Here is a 22,452-nt window from a genome sequence, read left to right as displayed (position 1 = left end):
GGCGGCCGCGCCGCGCCGCCGGAACCGCACGAGGAGGCTTTGTGCACGCTCCGGACCCCTACTGACGTAACGGGTCGCGACAAGGCAGACTGACCGTTGCGCACGAGGTAAAGGCGCGAGGGGCCATGACAACGCGGACGGACGGGACACGGCAGGGGGACACCATGGACGACGGTCCGGGACAGGTGCGGGAGCGGCTCCGCTTCACCGTGCTCGGTCCCGTGCGGGCCTGGCGCGGCGGGTCGCCGCTCGCGGTGGGTTCGCCGCAGCAGCGCGCCCTGCTCGCCGCGCTGTTGCTGCGCGGCGGGCGGACCGCCACCGCGCCCGAGCTCGTCGACGCCCTGTGGGGCGACGAACCGCCGCACGCCGCGCTCGCCGCGCTGCGCACCTACGCCTCCCGGCTCCGCAAGGCGCTCGGCGACGACGCCGAGGCGCTGGCCAGCGAGTCCGGCGGCTACGCCCTGCGGCCGGTGAACGGTACGCCCCTGGACCTCGACCACGACACCGCCGAGCAGTACGCCGCCGACGCCGAGAAGGCCAAGGCCGCCGGGGACCGCGACCGGGCCCGCGAACTGCTCGACGCCGCCCTGGACTTGTGGGACGGCGAACCGCTCGCCGGCGTCCCCGGCCCGTACGCCGAGAACCAGCGCACCCGCCTCCAGGAATGGCGGCTCTCGCTCACCGAGCACCGCCTCGACCTCGACCTGGAGGCCGGCTACCACGCCGAGGCGGTCTCCGAACTCACCGCGCTGACCGCCGCGCACCCGCTGCGCGAGCGGCTGCGGGAACTGCTGATGCTGGCGCTGTACCGCAGCGGCCGGCAGGCCGAGGCGCTCGCGGTCTACGCCGACACCCGCAAACTGCTCTCCGACGAGCTGGGCGTCGACCCCCGCGCCTCGCTCTCCGAGCTCCACCAGCGCATCCTGCAGGCCGACACCGAGCTCGACGCCCCGGCGCCCTCCGGCGGCCCGGATGCGCTGGAAGCCACCCTGGTCCGCCCGCGCCAGCTCCCGGCCACCGTCGCCGACTTCACCGGCCGCACCGCGTTCGTCAGGGAACTCAGCGACCAGTTGGCGACGGCGGACGGCAGCGTGATGGCCGTCTCGGCGGTCGCCGGCATCGGCGGCGTCGGCAAGACCACACTCGCGGTGCACGTCGCGCACGCCGCGCGGGAGCACTTCCCGGACGGGCAGTTGTACGTGGACCTCCAGGGCGCCGGGCACACCCCGGCCGAACCGGAGGCGGTGCTCGGCGCGTTCCTGCGCGCCCTGGGGACGGCCGACTCGGCCATCCCCGACGGCCTGGAGGAGCGCTCCGCCCTCTTCCGCTCCACCCTCGCCGGCCGGCGGGTCCTGGCCCTGCTGGACAACGCCCGGGACGCGGCGCAGGTCCGGCCGCTGCTGCCGGGCACCGCGGGCTGCGCGGCGCTGATCACCAGCCGCTCGCGGATGATCGACCTGGCCTCGGCCCATCTGGTCGACCTCGACGTGATGAGCCCGGAGGAGGCGCTGACCCTCTTCACCCGCATCGTCGGCGAGGAGCGGGTCACCTCCGAACGACAGGCCGCCATGGCCGTCGTCGGCGCCTGCGGCTTCCTCCCGCTGGCCATCCGCATCGCCGCCTCCCGCCTGGCCGCCCGCCGCACCTGGACGGTCTCCACGCTCGCCAGCAAGCTGGCCGACGAGCGCCGCCGGCTGGACGAACTCCGCGCCGGCGACCTGGCGGTGAAGGCCACCTTCGAACTGGGCTACAAACAACTGGAGCCCGCCCAGGCCCGCGCCTTCCGCCTACTGGGCCTGGCCGACGGCCCGGACATCTCCCTGACGGCGGCGGCCGCCGTCCTCGACCTGGACGCGGACGCCGCCGAGGAACTCCTCGAATCGCTCGTCGACACCTCCCTCCTGGAGTCCGCCGCACCGGGCCGCTACCGCTTCCACGACCTGGTCCGCCTCTACGCCCGCGCCTGCGTCGAACGCGACGAACACCCGCCGTCCGAACGGGACGCGGCCCTGACGCGGTTGCTGGACTTCTACCTGGCGACGGCGGCCCGGATGTACGCACTGGAGCGCCCCGGCGACCGGTTGATCGCGCACATGGAGCGCACCGACTACCCCGGACTGGACTTCCAGGACCGGGCCCTGGCCCTGGAGTGGCTGTTCAGCGAGGCGGGGTGCCTGCTCTCCTGCGCCCGCCAGTCCAGCGGCCCCGCCGCGATCCGGGGCGCGGCCGACCTGCTGTTGCTCGTCAAGGACCTCGCCGAGTCCGGCGCCGAAGCCCTCCAGTACGAGCAGACCAGCATCGCCCTGCTGAAGGCCGCCCGGGAGCTCGGAGACCAGCACGCCGAGGCCCGCCTCCACCTCGCCCTGACCTATGTGCGCACCCTGACCGGACGGCTGGGCGAGGCGGACGAGAACGCCAAGTCCGCCATGCTGTTGGGCCTCGCCACCGAGGACGCCTTCACCTGCTCGTACGCGCCCAACGACCGCGGCATCATCGCCAACGCCCAGGGCCGGCACAGCGACGCCGAGGGGTACCTGCGGCAGGCCCTGGCCGCCTTCCACGACGACGACAACCGGCAGTCCGAAGCCAGCGCCCTGTGCAACCTCTCCCGGGTGCACCTGGCCACCGGGCGGGTGGACAGCGCCATCCAACTGGCACAGCAGGGCATCGCCATCTACCGCGAGTTGGGCGCCCGGCGCCGGCTCGCCAACGGCATGTACGCGCTCGCCCTGGCGTACACCGAGGCGATGCGGTTGGAGGAGGCCAACCAGCAACTGACCGACGCGCTGGCCATCTTCAAGGACAGCCGCCAGCGGTTCTGGGAGGCGATGACCAACTTCCGGCTCGCCGAGGTCGATCTGGCCGGCGGCCGGCCGGCCAGTGCCGCCAACCGTGCCGAGCAGGCCCTGACGGCGCTGCGCGGCATCGGCGGCGACTCCTGGCGGGCGACCTTCCTGACCGCGCTGGGCCGGGCCCTGCACGCGCTCGGGCACGTCGGCCGGGCGCGGGTGTGCTGGCAGGAGGCCCTGGCCATCTTCGAGCGCCTGGGCTCCCCCGAAGGCGGCGCTGTGCAGGCACTTCTCACCCCTGCCGCGGTCGCGTAAACCGCCACCGCATCTCCCCAACGCCGTCGTTTATCGATCGTTCATCGCGGCGGGCCACTCTTAACAGCATCGAACCGCCGCCTCGGGGGGCAAGCGGCTCGGTGCCCAGGCCGCACAGTTATCGTGAGCGGCCGCGCCACGCCCGTCCGGCGACCAACGGGGGAGTCGCCGGGCGGGCTGGCCCAAGCTCAAGCGCCCATTCAGGAGTTGATCTCTGTGAGCACCGACAACAAGGCCCAGGTGACCGCCGAACGGGATGCCATCCGGCCGATGGACAACCACCAGCCCATCATCGCGCCGGGTGTCACCCCGCGAGCGAAAAAGAAGAAGCCCGGTGAGCGGGACATCATCAAGCCGATGGACAACCACCAGCCCATCGCCGCGACGGGTGTCACCACCGAGGACAACCACCAGCCGCTCGGTGAGCCCAAGTAAGACCCACTGAACCGACGGGGGAATACGGGGGAGCACAACCGGGGGGGGATCCGGGGGATCGCAGGGGCCGTCTTCCGTGGCTTGGAGGGGAAGCCACGGAAGTTCGGCCCCTGCGGCGTTTCCCGACCGGGCAGGAAAAACCCACGACATTCGACCGCTTTCCCTCACAAGCGTCGAACGTCTGCGCACGCTAGCCGCTAGTTTGTTTCCGGGAACAGCAACGCCCCCTTAATTCCGAGGAGTTGGAATGACCCGCACGAGAGAATTCCTGGCCGTCGCCGCCCTCACCGCGGCCGCGCTCGGCACGGCCGCGGTGCCTGCCATGGCGGACAACCACATACCCAGCGCGCCGGCCGTCGTCACCACCCAGGACAGCCACGCACCCATGGCGCCGCAGGACAACCACATGCCGGTGCCCTCTCAGCGGGTCCACGCGCCGGTGACGCCGATGGACAACCACATGCCCTGACCGAGGGTCATGACGACGGGCCGCGCGACACAACATCACGGACGGGGCCGGGCGGTTGCCCGGCCCCGTCCTCGCTTCCGAAGACGATGGCGTTTCCGTTCCGAAACGGTCGGCGCGGCCCCGGACGCGGCCTAACTCACGGCGCCCACCCCGCACACAGCAACCCATCCAGTTCACCACGACTATCTGACGCTTCGTCAGTTTCGGTGCTAGAGTCGCGCGGCACACCCGCCCACCACCCCAGGAGGCGCGCCGTGTTCGAAGTCGCCCGTATAGGCACGTTGTGGGAGCTGGTCGAGTACCGGGCCCGGGCCTCCGGGGACGTGCCGATGTTCTTCGACGGGGGCGGCGGGGGTGCCGTGACGTTCGGGGCGGTGCGGGACGCGGCGCTGCGGGCGGCGGCCGGGTTCCTGGCCCTGGGGGTCGGGCCCGGGACGCGGGTGATGTGGCAGTTGCCCACCCGCGTCGACACCGTGGTCGCCTCGCTCGCGCTGGCCCGGCTCGGGGCCGTGCAGACGCCGGTGATCCCGCAACTCCGCTCCCACGAGGTCGGTTTCGTCCTGCGCGACGCGGCGGCGGAGTACGCGCTCGTACCGGGGGTGTGGCGCGGGTTCGACCACGCGGCGATGGTGCGCGGGGCGATCGGTGAGGCTGGTGGGGTGCGGGTGGTCTCCGTGGCGGACGGGCTTCCCGTGGGGGACCCGGGCACGCTGCCGGACCCGCCGGACGCCGCCGACGACCGCACCCGGTGGATCTACTACACCTCCGGAACCACCGCCGCGCCCAAGGGAGTCGAGCACACCGACGCCTCGCTGATCGCCGGCGGGGTGGGGCTGGCCACCGCGCTGGGGATGACCTCCGACGACATCGGCTCGATCGCGTTCCCGTACGCGCACATCGCCGGCCCGGACTACGTCGTCGCGATGCTGGTCAGCGGATTCCCGGCGGTGGTGCTGGAGACCTTCGACGCGGACCGGGCGGCCGAGGTCTACCGGCGCCACGGGGTGACCATGGCGGGTGGCAGCACCGCGTTCTACCAGGCGTTCCACGACGCCTCGCGGCGCCGCCGGGCGGCCGCACCGGGCGGTGCCGGACCGCTGATCCCGTCGCTGCGGCTGCTGTCCGGCGGCGGGGCGCCGCTGCCGCCCGAGCTGTACCGGGCGGCCGGGCGGGAGTTGGGGTGCGCGATCGTGCACGGGTACGGGATGACCGAGTGCCCGATGATCGCGATGGGCACGCCGTACGACGGCGACGAGCAACTGGCGCACACCGTCGGCCGACCGGTGACGGGCGCCCGGATCCGGATCGTCCGGCCCGACGGGAGCCAGGCCGCGACCGGGGAGACCGGCGAGGTGACGGTGGCCGGGCCGATGCTCTTCCGCCGGTACACCGATCCCGCGCTGAGCGCGGGGGCGTTCGGCCCGGACGGCGCGTTCCGCACCGGCGACCTGGGCCACCTGCGCGCCGACGGGCATCTGGTGCTCACCGGGCGGCTGAAGGACATCATCATCCGCAAGGGCGAGAACATCTCCGCGCAGGAGGTCGAGGACCTGGTGCACACCCACCCGGCGGTGGCGGAGGCGGCGGTGATCGGACTGCCGGACCGGGAGCGGGGGGAGCGGGTGTGCGCGGTGGTGACGCTCAAGGGGATGGCGGACACCCCCGGGGCGGGCGGCGGCACCGGTACGGGCGGGGCGCCGGCGCTCACCCTGGCGGGGCTCACCGCGCATCTGCGGGCGGCCGGGCTGATGGCGCAGAAGCTGCCGGAGCAGCTGGAGATCACCACGGAACTGCCGCGCGGCGGGCCGCTGAACAAGGTGCTGAAGACGGCGCTGCGGGAGCGGTACGGCAGGAGCGGCGGGTAGCCGGGCCTCCCCTTCGGCCCGGCGGCGGCCCTGTCCGTCGGCGGCGCGGCGATGCGTTTCCCGGAGCATCGCGGTCTTCACTGGTGTGGGGCGGACCGCCATGGCCCGCCCCACACCAGTGAAGACCGCGAAGGCAGTGAAACCAGCGAAGCCGGTGGAGTCGGCCAACGGCCGGTGAGGCCGGGCGAGAAGGGAGCCGGACGATGACGGACGCGGAGCGGAACCCGGACCAGCACCCGGAGCAGGGGCCGGCGGCGGGTGCCCCGTTGATCGATCTCGCGGCGCAGGCCCGGGAGGTCGCGCGGCTCGCCGCGGGCACGGCCGAGGAGCAACTGGCCGCGCCCACCCCGTGCAGCGCCTTCGCCGTGCGCGATCTGCTCGGCCACCTGGTAGGGCTGACCGCCGCGTTCCGGGACGCCGCGCGCAAGGACCGGGGGCCGACCACCGAGGCGCCTCCGGGCGCGGCACTGCCGGAGCTCGCCCCCGGGTGGCGCGCGGAGCTGGCGGGCAACCTGGACGCGTTGGCGGCGGCCTGGCGCGCCCCGGCCGCCTGGGAGGGCGAGACGCAGGTGGGCGGCGTCACCCTGCCCGGGGCCGCCGCGGGCAGGTTCGCACTGAACGAACTGGTCGTGCACGGCTGGGACCTGGCGCGCGCCACCGGCCAGGAGTACGCGCCCGACGGCCCGAGCCTGGACGTCTCGTACGCACTGCTCGCGGCCACCGCCGCCGGTCCGGAGGGCGGGTCGCCCTTCGGCGCGGCGGTCCCGGTGTCGGAGGGCGCGCCGCTGCTGGACCGGGTGGTGGCGCTCAGCGGTCGGCACCCGGACTGGACGCCTCCGCGGAACCCGCGCGCCTCGTGCCCCTGACGTCCGAGTAGAGGGCGTGGGGAGGGGGCATCCGGTCCGGCCCGGCCGCCAGCCCCCGCACGTCACCCGACGCCACGGCGCCACGACCTCGCGGCGTCACGGCGTCATGTCCCACCGCCCCCGTCCCCCTCCCCCGCAACATCCCCTTCACCACCTTGCCGCTGGCGTTGCGTGGGAGGTCGGGGACGAACTCCACTTCCCTGGGGACCTTGTAGTTGGCCATCTCGCGGCGGGACCAGGCGATCAGGTCGTCGGCGGTGAGGCGGGAGCCGGGGCGGCGGACCGCGTACGCCTTGCCGACCTCGCCGAGGCGGCGGTCGGGGATGCCGACGACGGCGGCCTCGGTGATGTCCGGGTGGCGGGCGAGGAGTTGCTCTATCTCGGCGGGGTAGGCGTTGAAGCCGCCGACGATGAACATGTCCTTGATCCGGTCGGTGATCCGGAGGTTGCCGTCCGCGTCGAGGACGCCGACGTCGCCGGTGCGCAGCCAGCCGTCGGGGGTCAGGGCACGGGCGGTGGCGGCCGGGTCCTCGAAGTAGCCGGACATCACGTGGTAGCCGCGGACCAGGACCTCGCCGGGCTCGCCGGGCGGCCGCGGGCGGTCGGCGGCGTCCACGATCCGGACCTCGGTGTCCGGTATCGCGCGGCCCGAGGTCGCCGCGATCACCCCGGGCGGGTCGCCGCGGCGGCACATGGTGACCACGCCGGTGCTCTCCGAGAGCCCGTAGGCGGTCAGGACGGTGGCCACCTTCAGCTCGCCGCGCAGCCGTTCCACCAGCTCCAGGGGGACGACGGCGGCGCCGGTGACGACCAGGCGCAGCGCCGAGAGGTCGTGCTGGGCACGGTCGGGGTGGTCCAGCAGTTGCTGGTGGAGGGTGGGCGGGCCGGGGAGGACGGAGATCCGCTCGGCGGCGATGTTGGCGAGCGCGGTCTCCACGCCGAAGACCGGCTGCGGGACCATCGTCGCGCCGCGCAGCAGGCAGGCGAGGGCGCCGGCCTTGTAGCCGAAGGTGTGGAAGAACGGGTTGACGATGAGGTAGCGGTCGCCCTCCTCCAGGCCGGCCAGTTCGCTCCAGACGTCGTAGGCGCGCAGGGTCTGGCCGTGGGTGATCACGGCACCCTTGGGGTGACCGGTGGTGCCGGAGGTGAAGATGATGTCGGACGGGTCGTCGGGGCCGAGGGCGTCGGCCCGAGCGCGCACCGTCTCGGGCGGCACCGCCGCGCCCTCGGCGAGGAAGGCGCGCCAGGTGGTGAAGTCGGCGGGGGCGTCGTCGGCGAGCACCACCACCCGCTCCAGGTGCGGCAGTCCGGGCAGCGGGCCGCGCCCCTCGCCCCGCTCGGCGGCCCGGCGCAGCGAGGCGACGTAGGAGGTGCCGAGGAAGGTGCCGGTGACGAAGAGCAGCCTGGCGCGGGTGCGGCGCAGGATGTCGGCGGCCTCGGCGCCCTTGAAGCGGGTGTTGACCGGGACCAGGACGGCGCCGGAGGTCACCGCGCCGAGCGCGGCGACGAGCCAGTCGAGGGTGTTGGGCGCCCAGACGGCGACCCGGTCGCCTCGGGTGACGCCGGCCGCCACGCAGGCCGCGGCGGCCCGCTCCACCCGCGCGCCCAACTCGACGTAGGAGAGCCGGGTGCGGCCCTCGACGACGGCCTCCCGGGGGCCGTACCGGTCGGCGGCGGCGCGCACCAGGTGGGCCAGCGAGCCGTACGCCAGGTCCGCTCGCGCATCGAGCCGTTCGTCCATCGCGCTGCCTCCCGTGTGCCGCAAGGACCCGTACCGTCGCACTAGCTGACTGTCCGTCAGATTAGCGGTAGCCTCCTCCGCTGTCAGCAGTGACCGCCGACCACGGAGGTGGCGATGGGGGCGACCCTCAAGGACGCTACGGCGATCGTCGGTATCGGACAGACTCCCTTTGCCAAACGACTCCCCGAATCCGAGAAGAGCTTGGCGTGCCGGGCGATCGTCGCCGCCCTGGACGACGCCGGCATCGCACCCTCCGAGGTGGACGCCTTCGCCTCGTACACCATGGAGGAGACCGACGAGGTCGAGATCGCCAAGTCCATCGGCGCCGGCGACGTCACCCACTTCTCCAAGGTCGGCTACGGCGGCGGCGGTTCCTGCGCGACGGTGGCGCACCTGGCCGCCGCCATCGCCACCGGGCAGGCCGGCGTCGGCGTCGCCTGGCGGTCCCGCAAGCGCGGCTCGGGGCCGCGACCGTGGACCAACACCCGTGCCCAACTGCCCACTCCGGGACAGTGGACCCGCCCCTTCGGACTGCTCCGCCCGGCCGACGAGATCGGCCTGCTGGCCCGGCGCTACATGCACGAGTACGGCGCCACCCGCGACCACTTCTTCAACGTCGCGCTCGCCTGCCGCAACCGCGCCAACCAGAACCCGGCCGCGATGATGTACGACCGCCCGCTGACCCGCGAGATGTACATGACCGCGCGCTGGATCAGCGAACCGCTCTGCCTCTTCGACAACTGCCTGGAGACCGACGGTGCGTTGGCCTGCGTCGTGGTCGCCGCCGAGCGCGCCCGCGACTGCCGCCAGCGGCCCGTCTACGTCCACGCCGCCGCCCAGGGGCTGCCCGCGCAGCACCACGGCATGGTCAACTACTGGAACGACGACCCGCTCACCGGCCCGGCCTGGACCGCCGCCCGCCACCTGTGGAAGGGCGCCGACCTGGGACCGCAGGACGTCGACGTGGCGCAGATCTATGACGCGTTCACCCCCCTGATCCCCCTCTCCCTGGAGGGCTACGGCTTCTGCGGGCGCGGCGAGGGCGCGGCCTTCACCGAGGGCGGCGCCCTGGAGAGCGGCGGCCGCCTGCCCCTCAACACCGCCGGCGGCGGCCTCTCCGAGGCGTACGTCCACGGCTTCAACCTCATCACCGAGGGCGTCCGGCAACTGCGCGGCACCAGCACGGCGCAGGTCCCGGACGCCGCCACCTGCCTCGTCACCGCGGGCGAGGGCGTGCCCACCTCCGCGCTGCTGCTGAGGAGTTGAGACCCGATGCGCGCAGACCGCTCCCCGCGCGGCGCCACCGCCGCCGGGACCGACCCCACGACCACCCACGATTCCGCGCCCCACGACGCCCCCGCAACCGACCGCGATTCCATGACCGACCCCGCCCCCCTCACCGTCCGTGATCCGATGAACACAAGCGTGCCGGCCGCCACTGACAATCGACCCCCCGATCTCGCCGACCCCGCCGCCGACCTGCTGCGTCCCGTCCCCGACGACGACGGCGCCCCGTTCTGGGAGTACGCGGCCCGCGGCGAACTCCGCGTCCAGACCTGCTCCGACTGCGACGAACCGCGCTTCCCGCCCCGCCCCTGCTGCCCGCACTGCCAGTCGTTCGCCGCCCACTGGCAGCGGATGTCCGGCCGCGGCCGGATCTGGTCCTACGTCGTGCCGCACCCGCCGCTGCTGCCCGCCTACGCCGCGCAGGCGCCCTACAACGCGATCGTCGTCGAGCTCGCCGAGGCCCCCCGGATCCGCCTGGTGGGCAACCTCGTCGCCGCCCCGGACGCCGCCCTGAACTCCGTCGACCCGGCCCGGCTGCGGATCGGCGCCCCGGTCCGGGCGGTCTTCCACACCCCGCCCGGCGGCCCCACCCTCCCCCGCTGGGTCCTGGAGCGCCCATGACGCCCGCCGGGCTCCGCACGGAGATCACCGACGGGGTCGCCCTGGTCACCCTCGACCGACCCGCCCGCCACAACGCCCTCGACCTCGCCACCGCCGCCGAACTGGTCGCCACCTGGCGGGAGTTCCGCTTCGACGACACCGTCCGGGCGGCCGTGCTCACCGGCGCCGGCGGCCGCGCCTTCTGCACCGGCATCGACCGCTCCGCCGAAGTGCCCCAGCCCGCCTCCCCGTTCTCCCTCGACGACCCGCTGCGCACCGTCGGCCCGAAATCCAACGACCTGTGGAAACCGGTGCTCGCCGCCGTCGAGGGCATGGCCTGCGGCGGCGCCTTCTACCTGCTCGGCGAGGCGGAGTTCATCGTCGCCGCCGAGGACGCCACCTTCTTCGACCCGCACACCACCTACGGGATGGTCAGCGCCTACGAGTCCGTCCTCATGGCGCAGCGGATGCCCTACGGGGAGATCGCCCGGCTCGCCCTGATGGGCACCGCCGAACGGCTCGGCGCCCGGCGCGCCCACGCCGTCGGGCTGGTCTGCGAACTCACCGCGCCGGGCTCGGCGGTCGAGACCGCGCTGCGCCGCGCCGCGGTGCTGGCCGCCCAGCCCACCGAGGCCGTCCAGGGCACCGTCCGGGCCCTGTGGGCGGCCCAGGAGGCCACCCGTTCCCAGGCGTTGGCGCACGCCCCGCACCTGATCGCGCTCGGCAACCTGCCGCCGGAGCGCCAACGCGCCCTGTTCGCCGCCCGCCCCCGCACCACCGGGGACGACCCGCCGCCCGTCAGATGACCCGCCGGCCGCACCCGGCCGGCTCCGGCCTCACATCTTGGTCTTGTGCGCCCGGGTGATCTGGCAGGTGTACCAGAACGCCTGCCAAGAGGACTGGTTCAGCGTGTACTTGGCGGTGTACGTCTCGGTCGCGCCGGGTGCCACCACGACGCTGCGCTGGTGCACCCCGTAGGACGAGCCGTCCGCCGGCCGGTCCTTCATCCAGTCGACCCGTATGTCGTAGGAGAACGTGCTGGTCGTCGACGGGTTGGTGACGGAGACCGTGTAGCTGAACTGGCGCGTCGAGGCGGAGAAGTCACAGCCGCTGCCGCGGATGTCGGACCGCCCGTCCGGGTCGAAGGTCTCCTGGGTCGGCGACGGCGAGTAGCTGTCGTATCCCGGCGGGGTGTACGAGGGCGTCGGGTTCGCCGGGTCGTAGCTGGCGGACGGCGACGCCGTCGCCCAGTCCGGCAGCGGCGGCGGCTTGGGCCGGCTGAACGCACAGCCGCTGGCGCCGACGAGCGTGCCCGCCGCCACCGCGGCGACGACGCCCGCCCTGATCCCCTTGCCGCCCCGGCCCCCGCGGCCCCCGACGGTCCCGCCCGTACGCGTACGCGTGCCCTGCGCCATGTCCTTCGCCCATCCCCCGTTGTCACGTTCCCACCGCGCCGCCCCAAGGGGTTGACGCGTGCACGGCACCCTAGCAAGTGCCGGTGACGGCCCGTGCGGGCCCCTGAGCGGAGCCGGCCCGGAGGTGAGCCCGCTTGTCTAGCGGGGGTCGACGGGCAGGCGTAGCGTCGGTCACGAGGGCGAGACGACGGGACGAGTCGAAGCGAGGCGACGCCGGTGGTGCGCAACGTTCTCGGCTCCCTGATCGCCCTCGTCGGAGCGACGGCCGCCGTCTGGAGCCCCTTCCGTCCCTGGTACGACGGCCGTCACGGAAGCGACGTCCGGATCGAGGACCTCTTCAACGGCCTCACGGACAACGGCGCCACGCTCTTCGGCTCCCTGGTGCTCCCGATGGTCTTCGCCGGGCTGCTGACCCTGATCGGCGTGGCGCTGCGCTCCCGGTTGCTCGTCACCCTCGCCGGGCTGGTGGTCCTGGGCTGCACCGTCTTGTGGATGGTCCGCCAGGGCCAGCGCGCGGGCGAACTCACCGCCGGCGCCCACGGGCTGGGCGTCGGCGTCGCCAACGCCCTGGGCGGCGGCGCACTGCTGATCCTGGGCGCCCTGATCATGCGCGGGCGCGCCCGACGGGTGCCCCGCTACGAGGACGAGCCCCTCCGACCGCCACCGCCCGAGCCCTGGGACCCGGGCCGCCCGGCCGCCCAGGAGTGGCACCCGGCACCGCACGATCCGCGGTCCACCACCCAGCCCCTTGGGCCGCAGCCACCGACCCCGCCCGTGGAGTGGGGCCGCCAACTCCCGTCGGACCGCCGGGAACACGGGCCCACCGGGGGACCGGGACCACAGGGGCCTCCGGCGCACCAACCGCCGCCGGACGACAACGGGCCGCCACCGGACGAACCCCGGTGAACGCCCCCACGCGCCCCGCCCGTCCTACGGGCGCCGCGCCTGCCCCGTCCCCTTCGCGGCGTCCAGCGCGTACACGCAGCGGTCCTTGCTGCACGCGTAGACCACCCCGCCGACCGCCACCGGCGAACCGGTGATCTCGCCGCCGGTGGCCAGCTTCCAGCGCAACTGCCCGCCCATCGCGTCGAGGGTGTAGAGGCAGTGGTCGGCCGACCCGAAGTGCACCCGGCCCTCGGCGACGACCGGGGAGCCCACGATGTCGGCGCCCGCCTGGAAGCGCCAACGCGGGGTGCCGGTCACCGCGTCGAGGGTGTAGAGGGCCTTGCCGCTGCCCAGGTGGACGGCGCCCTGCGCGACCAGGACGGGGGCCGCGGACTGCCGGGCCTCGGTGGCGATCCGCCAGCGGTCCCGACCGTCCGCCGCGTCGAGGGCGTAGACCGTGCCGAGGTAGTCGGCCAGATAGATCCCGCCGCCGGCGACGGCCGGACCGGGCGCGAAGGCCGGCGGGCTCAGGAAGACCGCGGGCGCCTCGAAGTGCCAACGGACGTCGCCGCGGGCCGCGTCGAAGGCGAGCACCCGGGTGCCGGCGACGACGTACACCGAGCCGTCCGACGCGGGCAGCACCCGCATCGGGACGCCGCCGCAGGACGCCGTGTCCCCCACCGGATACGACCAGAGTTCGGCGCCGGTGCGCACCTGGAGCGCCTTCAGCCGGGCGTCGGCCCAGACGTAGACCGTGCCGTCGTGCACCACTGGCGCGGCCTCGGGATTCTCGAAGTCGGTCTGGACACCGGTCAGTTCCCACAGCAGCTCACCGCTGGCGGCCTCCCGCGCCTGGACGCCGCCACCGCGGGTGCTGGTGACGACGGTGCCGCGGTCGGCGGCGAGGGCGTAGATCCACGCCTCGCTGCTCAGCCGCCAGCGCTCGCCGCCGTCCTCGGCGTCCAGGGCGTAGAGGGTGGGGCCGTCGGAGGCGTGGATCCGGCCGTCGGCGACCGCCATCGCCCAGGCGACGTCGCGGGTCTTGAACTTCCGCCGCCCGCTGGCCACATCGAGGGCGTGCACCTCGAACGACGTGACGTAGAGCAGGTCGTCGGCGACGACCGGGGTGCCCCAGACGTCGTTGGACATCCGGAACCGCCAGGGGCGCCAGCGGCCCGGCTCGGCGGGCGGGGCCTCCGGCGGAGCGGAGTGCGTGGCGTCGCCCTGGCCGGCGCCGCTGGCCGCGGCCGCGCCCTGCTGCGGTACGCCGGGGGCACCGGACGGGGGCCGGACCCAGTTCGTCCCGGCGGCGGCCTGCCCGCGCGGCTGCGGGGCCTCGGCGGCGCGGGGCCCGGGCCCTATCGGGGCGTGCGAGCCACCGAGTCGTACGGGACCGCCGGCGCCGTCGGGGGCGGGCGGGGCGGCCACCGGGGCCGGCGCGACGCCGTGCGCGGCCTGCGGGACCGGGGCGGCGCCGCGGGGGTCGGCGGCGCGGTGCACACCGGGGCCGGCGCCGATCCGCCCGGGCCAGCCGTCGGCGGGCCGGCCGGCCTCGGCGTGCTGCGGCGGGGTCCTGGGCATGGGCGGGAGCGCGGGCTCCTGGGGGCCGGCGCCGCGGGGCACGGCGGCGGCCCGCGGGGTGCTCGGCGCGACCGCGCCCCGGCCGCCGCCGCGGCGCCGCTCGATGAGCGCCACGGCACCGGGCGGCAACCAGGCCGACGCGGTGCCGCTGTCGTCCCCGCCGGAGCTGAACAGGTGCGGCGCCAACTCGGACTGGAGATCGGCCGGGGACGGCCGGTGGGCCGCCTCCATCTGCATGCAGGACTCCATCAACGGCCGCAGCTCGTCCGGCAACCCGACCAGGTCGGGGCCCTCACGGAGCAGCATGAAGACCGTCTCGACCGGGTTGGCGCCGTGGAAGGGCGCGTGCCCGGTGGCGGCGAAGACCAGGGTGGAGCCGAGCGAGAAGACGTCGCTGGCGCCGGTGACGCTGCGGGAGTCGCGGGCCTGCTCCGGCGACATGTAGGCCGGGGTGCCGACGGCGACATTGGTCATCGTCAGCCGGGTGTTGGACACCCCGGAGGCGATGCCGAAGTCGATGACCCGGGGGCCGTCCTCGACCACCAGGACGTTCGACGGCTTCAGGTCGCGGTGGACCAGGCCGGCGCCGTGGATGGACTGGAGCGCCTCCGCGATGCCGGCCGCCAACCAGCGCACCGCCTGGACGGGCAGCGGGCCGCACTCATTGACTATCTCCTCCAGGGAGGGCGCGGGGACGTACGCCGTCGCCAACCAGGGCACCGCGGCCCGGGGATCGGCGTCGACCACGGCCGCGGTGTAGAAGCCGCTGACGGCGCGGGCCGCCTCTACCTCGCGGGTGAACCGGACCCGGAACAGCTGGTCCTCGGCGAGCTCGGAACGGACCGTCTTGATGGCCACCCGCCGGCCGGACGCCGACCGCGCCAGATAGACCAGGCCCATGCCGCCGGCCCCGAGACGGCCGAGGACCTCGAACGGGCCGATCCGCCGGGGATCGTGCTGCGTCAGCTGCTCCACCACTTGCCTGCCACCTCCCCGTGGGGCATAAAACGAGACTCTCCACACCGACGAGTCGCCGAGAGCCACTGCCCCGCGCAGCGTCTCACCGCCTGGCCGAAACGGCCGTACGCACCCTGATTCTTCCTGGCCGGGCCGGCGGTTGCGAACCCGGGGCCTGTCGGCCGTGTCACGACTCACCCCCTGCGATACGCAACAAGGCCATTACCCGGCGTATTCCACCCCGCCCTGACGTGCTCCGATACGTCCGGGTCGGGCGATTACCGAGCGGTTACCGATCGGTTGTGCCGCGGGCGAAGGAACGCGGCCGCGGAATATCCGCCGTTCATCGCCCCATCCGGACGGCCGGATTCCGCGCCGGAGGCCGCGCAACCACCCCCACCGATCCCCTTGCCCCCGGCGGATATCCGGACCGACGGCCGGTCCGCCGTGGCCGAAACCATCCCTTTTCCCGCCCGCTTGCCCGCCCGTATCTCTGCACATGCCTTCCCCCGTGCCACCCCTGCGTCAATGGATCAATTCTGCGACGCCCGGGGCGATTTCGGGGCCAGGACACCGCGCGTGGCGCACGGATTGCCGCGCCCCGACCGCCGCGCACCCGCCGCTCCCCCGACGCCTCGTCGCCCACCCCGTCATCCACCGCAGTTGTCCACAGGGTGTTGATAACAACATTCACTGGATCGGACCAATGGGCGCCCGTCCAGCACCATCGGCGATCGGGCCCACAACCAGGGCGGCAGCGGGCTTTGGGCACCCCGAACTCCCCGGTCCCCATTTGCAGGCAGCCAAATCGCGCTCCGATCACCCCTCGGTAAGCTGACGGCATGACAGGACAAGTTCGAACCGTCGACGGCAGAGTTGCCGGCCGCCGCGGACAGGCGACGCGGCAAAAGCTCCTCGACTGCCTCAGCGAAATGCTCAGTTCGTCCCCCTATCGGGACGTCAAAGTCATCGATGTGGCCCGAAAAGCGGGCACTTCCCCCGCGACGTTCTACCAGTACTTCCCGGACGTTGAAGGCGCGGTCCTCGAAATCGCCGAAGAGATGGCGAAAGGGGGCGCGAGCCTGACCGACCTGGTCGCCGGACGCTCGTGGGTGGGCAAGTCCGGTTGGCAGGCGGCCGAGGAACTGGTCGACGGCTTCCTCTCCTTCTGGCGCAAGCACGACGCGATCCTGCGCGTCATCGACCTGGGCGCCGCCGAGGGCGACAAGCGGTTCTACAAGATCCGCATGAAGATCCTCAACGCGGTCACCAACTCCCTTACGGAGTCGATCCAGGAGCTCCAGAGCAAGAACAAGGTCGACAAGGACGTGAGCGCCGCGGCGATGGCCGGCTCCCTCGTCGCCATGCTCGCGGCGGTCGCCGGCCACCAGAAGGGCTTCCAGAGCTGGGGCGTCAAGCAGGCCGAGCTCAAGCCCAACCTGGCGCTGCTGGTGCACTTCGGCATCACCGGCAAGAAGCCCACCAAGTAGCCGGCCTCCCGGGCCTCCGGACCCCGAGGGTCCGCGCCGGGACCGCCGCGCCGGCGCAGCGCAACGACGCCGCGCCGCTGCCGCCGGGGAAGCCTCGCCTCCCCCATGTCCCGTACTTTCCGGGACAGTTCGCCCCCGTCCTGTGTCCGTCCTGCCATAGCTGTGAACGCCCGCGCGGCGGGCGCCGAGCCCCTCTTCAGGGGCGGTACGGCGCCCGTTGGGCGGGCGTTTCGGTGCCGCCCCGGCGCCCGTCAGGTCAGCGCCGGTCCAACCGGAAGAGTCGGATCTCCCGTTCCACCCGCGCCTGATAGGCCGCGTACGGCGGCCAGAACGCCAGCGCCGCCCGCCAGGCCCGCTCCCGCTCCGCCCCGGTCAGCAGCCGGGCCCGCACCGGAACGTCCCGGCCGCGCCAACTCACCTCCGCCTCCGGGTTCTTGCGCAGGTTCGCGGACCAGGCCGGGTGCCCCGGCCGGCCGAAGTTGCTGCCGACCAACAGCCAACCGCCGTCGTCCTGCGGCACACAGGACAGCGGGGTGCGCCGCGGCAGTCCGCTCCGGGCGCCGGTGGTGGTGAGCACGACGCCGGGCAGCATCCGGGTGCTGAGCAACGCCCTCCCGCCGGACAGTCGGTGGACGGCGCGGTCCAGCGCGGGGATGAGGTGCGGTGCGAGCCGCGCGAACGCCCGCGTCGAGGAGAGCTTCTGCACCAGGTGCACGCCGCGGTCCATCAGGCACCGACCGCCGCTCGCGCGCCCGGAACGGCGAGGGCGTCCGCGCCCGTCGCGTTTCCCCCGGCTCCGAACAGGCCCGCCTGCTCCGCCGCCCGGGCCCGCAGCCGGTGCACCGGACCCCACAACAGCTCGTCGCAGGCGGCCCGTTTGAAGTAGAGGTGCGCGGCGTGCTCCCAGGTGAAGCCGATGCCGCCGTGCAGTTGCACGGCCTCGGCGGCCACCGCGCGCAGCGCCGACAGCCCCTGGGCCAGCGCCAGCGCCCCCGCCCCGGGCTCGGGCCGCCCGCCGCCCGCCACCCAGGCCGCGTAGTACGCCGCCGAACGGGCCGCCTGCACCTCGACGTAGAGGTCGGCGAGCCGGTGCTGCACGGCCTGGAACGCGCCGATCGGCCGGCCGAACTGGGTCCGCTCCTTGACGTAGTCGACCGTGCGGGACAGCGCCGCATCGGCCGCGCCGACCGCCTCGGCCGCCAGGCACGCGGCCGCCGTCGCCCCCGTGGCGGCCAGCGCCGCGACCACCGCGTCCGCGGCGCCGTCCTCCCCGGACGGCTCCTCGCCCAGCAACTCGGCCGCGACGTCGCGGAGTTCGACGCGGGCCTGCGGACGGGTCTCGTCCATGGCGGTCTGCCGGGTCCGCAGCAGCCCCGGCGCCTCCGCGCCGTCCGGCCCCTTCGCCCGTACGGCGAAGAGCAGGGTGCGGCTGCAGGCGAAGCCACCGGTGTGCGCGGCGACCACCAGCACGTCCGCGGTGTGCCCGTCGAGGACCTGCGCGGCCTCCCCGTAGAGCCGCCATCCGGAGCCCGCTCGTCGCGCCTGGATGCCACCGGCCCGGCCGCCACCGGCCCAGTCGCCGTCATTGGAGCCGGTCAGCGCCAGCGCGGTGGCCAACTGCCCACCCGGTACGACGAGGGCGGCGGTCAACTCGCCGGCGGCCAGGGCCGGTAGCAGCTCCGCGCGGCGGCGCTCCCCGCCCAGCGCCAGGATCAGCGGCGCGGCCAGCACGGCGGTGCCGATCAGCGGCGCGGGGAGCACGGCGCGGCCGGTCTCCTCGCAGGCCAGGGCGAGTTCGGTGGGTCCGCAGCCGGCGCCGCCGTACGCGGCGGGCAGGGCGAGGCCGGGTAGTCCGAGCTCTCCGGCGAGCCGGCGCCACAGCTCCTCGTCGTAGCCCGCCGGAGTGCGGACCGCCGCCTTGACCTCGTCCGGGCCGCAGCGCTTGCGCAACAGCGCGCGCAGGGTGCGGCGGATCTCGTCCTGCTCCTCGGTGAACGCGGCATCCATCGGCGGGCTCCTCCCGACCGTGCGGCGACGCCCGTCCGGCCGGACGGGCTCCGGTTACGCCGGCTGCACTGCTGACCGAACCGGTGGAACGGGCGGCCTCATTGAGCTGGTTGAACTGGATTCACCGGCGTCGCTGGCTTCGCAGCCATCTGATCTGACGGGGCGTCATGTTAGGGCTGAAGGACGGAGTTTCCCAGAGAGGGGCGGGCGGCGCCCCCCTTACCGCCGGACAGCGGCCGTCCGGCCGTCCCGCCACCCGCTCCCCCTCTGCCCGCCCTGGCATATCTGATGTACCGTCAGATTCATGTCGCTGACGCCAGAGACCCCCGTCCGGAGCCGCAAAGTCGCCGTCGCCGGAGTCGCGTTGGCGGACTGCGGGCGGGTGGACGAGGCCACCCCGTATGCCCTGCATGCGCAGGCCGCCCGGCGGGCGCTCGCCGACTCCGGGCTCGACCGGTCGGTGATCGACGGCTTCGCCTCGGCCGGGCTCGGCACCCTCGCCCCCGTCGAGGTCGCGGAATACCTGGGGCTGCGCCCCACCTGGGTAGACTCCACCTCGGTGGGCGGCGCCACCTGGGAGGTGATGGCCGCGCACGCCGCCGACGCGATCGCGGCCGGGCACGCCAACGCCGTTCTGCTGGTCTACGGCTCCACCGCCCGCGCCGACATCAGGGCCCGGCGGCGCACCGCCAACCTCTCCTTCGGCGCCCGCGGCCCGCTCCAGTTCGAGGTCCCCTACGGGCACACCCTGATCGCCAAGTACGCCATGGCCGCCCGTCGCCACCAGCACCAGTACGGGACCACCCTGGAACAACTGGCCCAGGTGGCCGTCCAGGCGCGGGCGAACGCGGCCACCAACCCGGACGCGATGTACCGCGAGCCGATCACCGTGGACGAGGTGCTGTCCGGGCCGATGATCGCCGACCCGTTCACCAAGCTGCACTGCTGCATCCGCTCCGACGGCGGCTGCGCGGTGCTGCTCGTCGCCGAGGACTACGTGCCCGACCTCGCCAAACGCCCGGTCTGGGTGCTCGGTTCGGGCACCGCCGTCTCGCACACCACCATGTCGGAGTGGGACGACTTCACCGTCTCCCCGGCCGCCGTCTCCGGCCGGCTCGCCTTCGCGCGCGCCGGCGTCCGGCCCGCGGAGATCGACCTCGCGGAGATCTACGACGCCTTCACCTATATGACCCTGGTGACGCTGGAGGACCTGGGCTTCTGTGCCAAGGGGGAGGGCGGGGCGTTCGTCGAGAAGGGGCGGCTGCTGCGGGACGGCGCGCTGCCGGTCAACACCGACGGCGGCGGGCTGGCCGCCTGCCATCCCGGGATGCGGGGGCTGTTCCTGCTGGTCGAGGCGGTGCGGCAGCTCCGCGGCGAGGCCGGCCCGGGCCGCCAGGTCCACAGGGCGGGCGGCGCGCTGCCGCGGCTCGCGGTGGCGTCCGGGACCGGCGGGTGGTTCTGCTCGTCGGGGACGGTGGTGTTGGGGCGGGGATAGGGCGGTAGCGCCCGCGCGGACGGTGGCTGCGGCGCGGGGCGGGGGCCGCGCGTAGGCTGCCCGGCATGGCCGCACAGATGGATCACCGCGCCGACGGGGACGCTCCGGAACCCGACGCCGCCCGAGGCGCCGACGACGAGGCCCGGGCCTTTCGGGCGCTGTTGCGCGGGCTGCGGGTCTGGGAGGGCGAGTTGCCGGCGTTCGCGGCGGAGCGGGCGCCCGCCGAGCCGCTGCCGCTCTTCCGGCAGTGGCTGCGCGAGGCCGCCGAGGCCGGCGTCCCCGAGCCGCACACCATGTCCCTGGCCACGGCGGACGCGACCGGCGACCCGTCCGTGCGCATCGTGATGCTGCACGACGCCGACGCGCGCGGCTGGCACTTCGGCACCCACCGCGACAGCCGCAAGGGCCGCGAGCTGGCCGCCCGTCCGCGGGCCGCGCTCGCCTTCTACTGGGCGGCGGTCGGCCGCCAGGTGCGGGTCCGGGGCACGGTGACCGCGGCCGGCCCGGCGGAGAGCGCGGCCGATCTGCACCACCGCTCCACGGGCGCGCTGGCCGCCGCCCTGGTGGGCCGGCAGAGTCAGGTGCTCGGCTCCGCCGCGGAGTTGGCGCGCGCCGCGGACGCCGCCTGGGAGCGCGCCCGCCGCGAACCGGACGCGCCGGTCCCGAGCTGGACGCTGTACGTACTGGACGCCGACGAGGTCGAGTTCTTCCAGGGCGACCAGCATCGACGTCAGCACGTTCGACTCAACTACCGCCGGACCGTAGGCGGTTGGGAGCGGGAGCTGCTCTGGCCGTGAGGCGGAGGCGGCGGCGCGGCGCCGATCGGCGCTACAGTCTCCGGTACATGACGTGCAGCCCCACGTACCCCTTCGAGGGGTGACGGAAGCCTTCGGGGACGGTGGCCAGGATCTCGAAACCGAGGGACTGCCAGAGGGCGACCGCGCCGGTGTTGGTCTCCACGACCGCGTTGAACTGCATCGCCCGGTAGCCCTCGGCGGTGGCCCAGGCCAGCGCGTGCTCGCCCAGCGCCCGGCCGACGCCGCGCCCGCGGTGCCGCGGGTCGACCATGAAGCTGGCGCTGGCGACGTGGGCACCGTTGCCCATGCGGTTGGGGTTCATGTGCGCCGAGCCGAGCACCGTGCCGGCGTCGTCGACGGCGACGACGGTCCGGCCGGGCGGCGGGAGCAACCAGAGCGTGCGGGCCGCCGGTTCGTCGATGTCCAGGGGGTAGGCGTAGGTCTCGCCGGCCCGCACGATGGACCGGAAGAAGGGCCAGATCGCCGGCCAGTCGGGGGCGTTCGCGTCTCGGATCAGCACCGCGGCAGCATCCCGGAGGAGCGGCGCGGCCCGCCACCCCATTACCGGGGGCCGCCACCATGGCGGCCGAGTGGACGTGGGCTCCGCTCGCCCGCTCCCCGGGCCTCCGGCACGTTCCACCGCGCCGCCGCCGTCACACCGGGCGGAACACCGGTATCGCGTGGCCGGCGGCGCCCGCCGGCTCCGGGGCGTCGCCGGTCGCGTCGGGTTGCGGCTCGGCGCGGAAGTGCACCGCGAGCGGCATCCCGATCCGCAGGTCGGACTCCGCGCAGTCGGTCACCTCGGTCATCATCCGGGGCCCTTCGGCGAGTTCGACGACGGCGGCGACATAGGGGACGCGGGCGCCGAAGGGTGGCAGGTCGTTGCGGTGCACGACGGACCAGGTGTAGAGGGCGGCGCGGCCGGAGGCCGGCTCCCAGGCGACGTCCTCGCTCCAGCAGTGCGGGCAGAACTCGCGCGGGTAGTGGTGCGCCACCCCGCACCCCTCGGCCCGGCACCGGCGCAGCAGCAGCCGCCCCTCGGCCGCCGCCTCCCAGTACGGCCGGGTGAAGGCGTCCACCTCCGGAAGATCGAACCGTGCCGCGGCCCGCCCCGCGCCGCCCTTGTCGTGCTTCGTGTCCCGCGCCGTCATCCGCACCCACCTCCACCACCGGGCCGGGCGGCCCGCGTTGCCGTGTCCTGTGCACCGCGCCGGGCCGGGCCGGGCCGGGCCGGTTCCGCCCGGTGCGCCCGCTGGCCCGTTTCCGCCTTGCCCTCGCACCGGGCCCCGGGGTTGCCTGGAAGCGACAAGCGCTCCGCTGCGCACCCGCGTTTCCGTACTCCTGCGGTCCCGGGCCGCCGGGATTCTGCGCTTCTGCGCTTCTGCGCTTCTGCGCTTCCGAACGCCCGGATGCCCGGACTACAACCGTTAGCGGATGCCTGACATTGCGTCAGGTCCC

Annotated in this window: 19 protein-coding genes; 12 read left to right on the top strand and 7 right to left on the bottom strand. The window is 74.3% G+C overall.

Features of this window, described 5'->3' with window-relative positions; all coding sequences use genetic code 11:
- Nucleotides 1–164: 164 nt before the first annotated feature.
- The 5 genes from ACIQU6_RS17125 to ACIQU6_RS17105 all read left to right on the top strand — a co-directional run bounded on the left by ACIQU6_RS17125 (nucleotide 165) and on the right by ACIQU6_RS17105 (nucleotide 6,739).
- Nucleotides 165–3,104 carry a BTAD domain-containing putative transcriptional regulator gene (locus ACIQU6_RS17125; protein WP_403482428.1) on the top strand — a complete coding sequence of 980 codons (2,940 nt, stop codon included), beginning with the start codon at nucleotides 165–167 and terminating at the stop codon, nucleotides 3,102–3,104.
- A 216-nt stretch (nucleotides 3,105–3,320) separates the two neighbouring features.
- Nucleotides 3,321–3,539 (top strand): hypothetical protein, encoded by a 219-nt coding sequence (locus ACIQU6_RS17120; protein WP_403482427.1) that lies wholly within the window; start codon nucleotides 3,321–3,323, stop codon nucleotides 3,537–3,539.
- Nucleotides 3,540–3,786: 247 nt separating this feature from the next.
- Complete coding sequence (locus tag ACIQU6_RS17115) at nucleotides 3,787–4,008, top strand: hypothetical protein (protein ID WP_403482426.1); 222 nt, start codon at nucleotides 3,787–3,789, stop codon at nucleotides 4,006–4,008.
- A 254-nt stretch (nucleotides 4,009–4,262) separates the two neighbouring features.
- Nucleotides 4,263–5,873 carry an AMP-binding protein gene (locus ACIQU6_RS17110; protein ID WP_403482425.1) on the top strand — a complete coding sequence of 537 codons (1,611 nt, stop codon included), beginning with the start codon at nucleotides 4,263–4,265 and terminating at the stop codon, nucleotides 5,871–5,873.
- A 203-nt stretch (nucleotides 5,874–6,076) separates the two neighbouring features.
- Complete coding sequence (locus tag ACIQU6_RS17105; protein WP_403482424.1) at nucleotides 6,077–6,739, top strand: TIGR03086 family metal-binding protein; 663 nt, start codon at nucleotides 6,077–6,079, stop codon at nucleotides 6,737–6,739.
- Here ACIQU6_RS17105 and ACIQU6_RS17100 read toward each other — a convergent pair.
- On the bottom strand, nucleotides 6,681–8,480 hold the full coding sequence (locus ACIQU6_RS17100; RefSeq protein WP_403482423.1) for a FadD3 family acyl-CoA ligase: 1,800 nt from the start codon (nucleotides 8,478–8,480) through the stop codon (nucleotides 6,681–6,683). The genes ACIQU6_RS17105 and ACIQU6_RS17100 overlap by 59 nt on opposite strands.
- Nucleotides 8,481–8,594: 114 nt before the next feature.
- Here ACIQU6_RS17100 and ACIQU6_RS17095 point away from each other — a divergent pair, with 114 nt between their 5' ends.
- From ACIQU6_RS17095 to ACIQU6_RS17085, 3 genes are all read left to right on the top strand, one after another.
- Nucleotides 8,595–9,746, top strand: a complete 1,152-nt coding sequence (locus tag ACIQU6_RS17095; RefSeq protein WP_403482422.1) for a lipid-transfer protein — start codon at nucleotides 8,595–8,597, stop codon at nucleotides 9,744–9,746.
- Nucleotides 9,747–9,893: 147 nt separating this feature from the next.
- Nucleotides 9,894–10,388 carry a Zn-ribbon domain-containing OB-fold protein gene (locus tag ACIQU6_RS17090; protein WP_403482466.1) on the top strand — a complete coding sequence of 165 codons (495 nt, stop codon included), beginning with the start codon at nucleotides 9,894–9,896 and terminating at the stop codon, nucleotides 10,386–10,388.
- Nucleotides 10,385–11,173, top strand: a complete 789-nt coding sequence (locus tag ACIQU6_RS17085; protein ID WP_403482421.1) for an enoyl-CoA hydratase/isomerase family protein — start codon at nucleotides 10,385–10,387, stop codon at nucleotides 11,171–11,173. The genes ACIQU6_RS17090 and ACIQU6_RS17085 overlap by 4 nt, the downstream gene beginning before the upstream one ends.
- A 30-nt stretch (nucleotides 11,174–11,203) precedes the next feature.
- Here the strand turns inward: ACIQU6_RS17085 and ACIQU6_RS17080 are convergent, their stop codons facing one another.
- Complete coding sequence (locus ACIQU6_RS17080; protein WP_403482420.1) at nucleotides 11,204–11,782, bottom strand: hypothetical protein; 579 nt, start codon at nucleotides 11,780–11,782, stop codon at nucleotides 11,204–11,206.
- A gap of 216 nt (nucleotides 11,783–11,998) precedes the next feature.
- Between ACIQU6_RS17080 and ACIQU6_RS17075 the strand changes: the two genes are divergently transcribed.
- Nucleotides 11,999–12,688 (top strand): hypothetical protein, encoded by a 690-nt coding sequence (locus ACIQU6_RS17075; protein WP_403482419.1) that lies wholly within the window; start codon nucleotides 11,999–12,001, stop codon nucleotides 12,686–12,688.
- Nucleotides 12,689–12,712: 24 nt separating this feature from the next.
- Here the strand turns inward: ACIQU6_RS17075 and ACIQU6_RS17070 are convergent, their stop codons facing one another.
- Nucleotides 12,713–15,226, bottom strand: coding sequence for a PQQ-binding-like beta-propeller repeat protein (locus ACIQU6_RS17070; RefSeq protein WP_403482418.1), 2,514 nt, complete (start codon nucleotides 15,224–15,226; stop codon nucleotides 12,713–12,715).
- 821 nt (nucleotides 15,227–16,047) lie between these two features.
- Between ACIQU6_RS17070 and ACIQU6_RS17065 the strand changes: the two genes are divergently transcribed.
- Nucleotides 16,048–16,695, top strand: coding sequence for a TetR family transcriptional regulator (locus tag ACIQU6_RS17065; RefSeq protein WP_403482417.1), 648 nt, complete (start codon nucleotides 16,048–16,050; stop codon nucleotides 16,693–16,695).
- A gap of 256 nt (nucleotides 16,696–16,951) precedes the next feature.
- Here ACIQU6_RS17065 and ACIQU6_RS17060 read toward each other — a convergent pair whose 3' ends face one another.
- Entirely contained in the window at nucleotides 16,952–17,422 is a 471-nt protein-coding gene (locus tag ACIQU6_RS17060) for a nitroreductase family deazaflavin-dependent oxidoreductase (protein WP_403482416.1), read from the bottom strand.
- Nucleotides 17,422–18,702 (bottom strand): acyl-CoA dehydrogenase family protein, encoded by a 1,281-nt coding sequence (locus ACIQU6_RS17055; protein ID WP_403482415.1) that lies wholly within the window; start codon nucleotides 18,700–18,702, stop codon nucleotides 17,422–17,424. Before ACIQU6_RS17055 ends, ACIQU6_RS17060 begins: the two co-directional genes overlap by 1 nt.
- Before the next feature lie 304 nt (nucleotides 18,703–19,006).
- Between ACIQU6_RS17055 and ACIQU6_RS17050 the strand changes: the two genes are divergently transcribed.
- Both ACIQU6_RS17050 and ACIQU6_RS17045 read left to right on the top strand, forming a co-directional pair.
- Nucleotides 19,007–20,197, top strand: coding sequence for a thiolase C-terminal domain-containing protein (locus ACIQU6_RS17050; RefSeq protein WP_403482414.1), 1,191 nt, complete (start codon nucleotides 19,007–19,009; stop codon nucleotides 20,195–20,197).
- 65 nt (nucleotides 20,198–20,262) lie between these two features.
- Nucleotides 20,263–20,994, top strand: a complete 732-nt coding sequence (locus tag ACIQU6_RS17045; protein WP_403482413.1) for a pyridoxal 5'-phosphate synthase — start codon at nucleotides 20,263–20,265, stop codon at nucleotides 20,992–20,994.
- A 31-nt stretch (nucleotides 20,995–21,025) separates the two neighbouring features.
- On the opposite strand, the gene ACIQU6_RS17040 is transcribed toward ACIQU6_RS17045, so the two are convergent.
- Both ACIQU6_RS17040 and ACIQU6_RS17035 read right to left on the bottom strand, forming a co-directional pair.
- A complete protein-coding gene (locus tag ACIQU6_RS17040) occupies nucleotides 21,026–21,514 on the bottom strand; it encodes a GNAT family N-acetyltransferase (protein WP_403482412.1) in 489 nt (162 codons plus the stop codon).
- 133 nt (nucleotides 21,515–21,647) lie between these two features.
- Nucleotides 21,648–22,145 carry a Zn-ribbon domain-containing OB-fold protein gene (locus tag ACIQU6_RS17035; RefSeq protein WP_403482411.1) on the bottom strand — a complete coding sequence of 166 codons (498 nt, stop codon included), beginning with the start codon at nucleotides 22,143–22,145 and terminating at the stop codon, nucleotides 21,648–21,650.
- Nucleotides 22,146–22,452 lie beyond the last annotated feature (307 nt).

The sequence above is a fragment of the Streptomyces sp. NPDC090442 genome (assembly GCF_044769405.1).
Lineage (GTDB): Bacteria > Actinomycetota > Actinomycetes > Streptomycetales > Streptomycetaceae > Streptomyces.
This window is presented reverse-complemented; position numbering and strand designations above follow the sequence as displayed.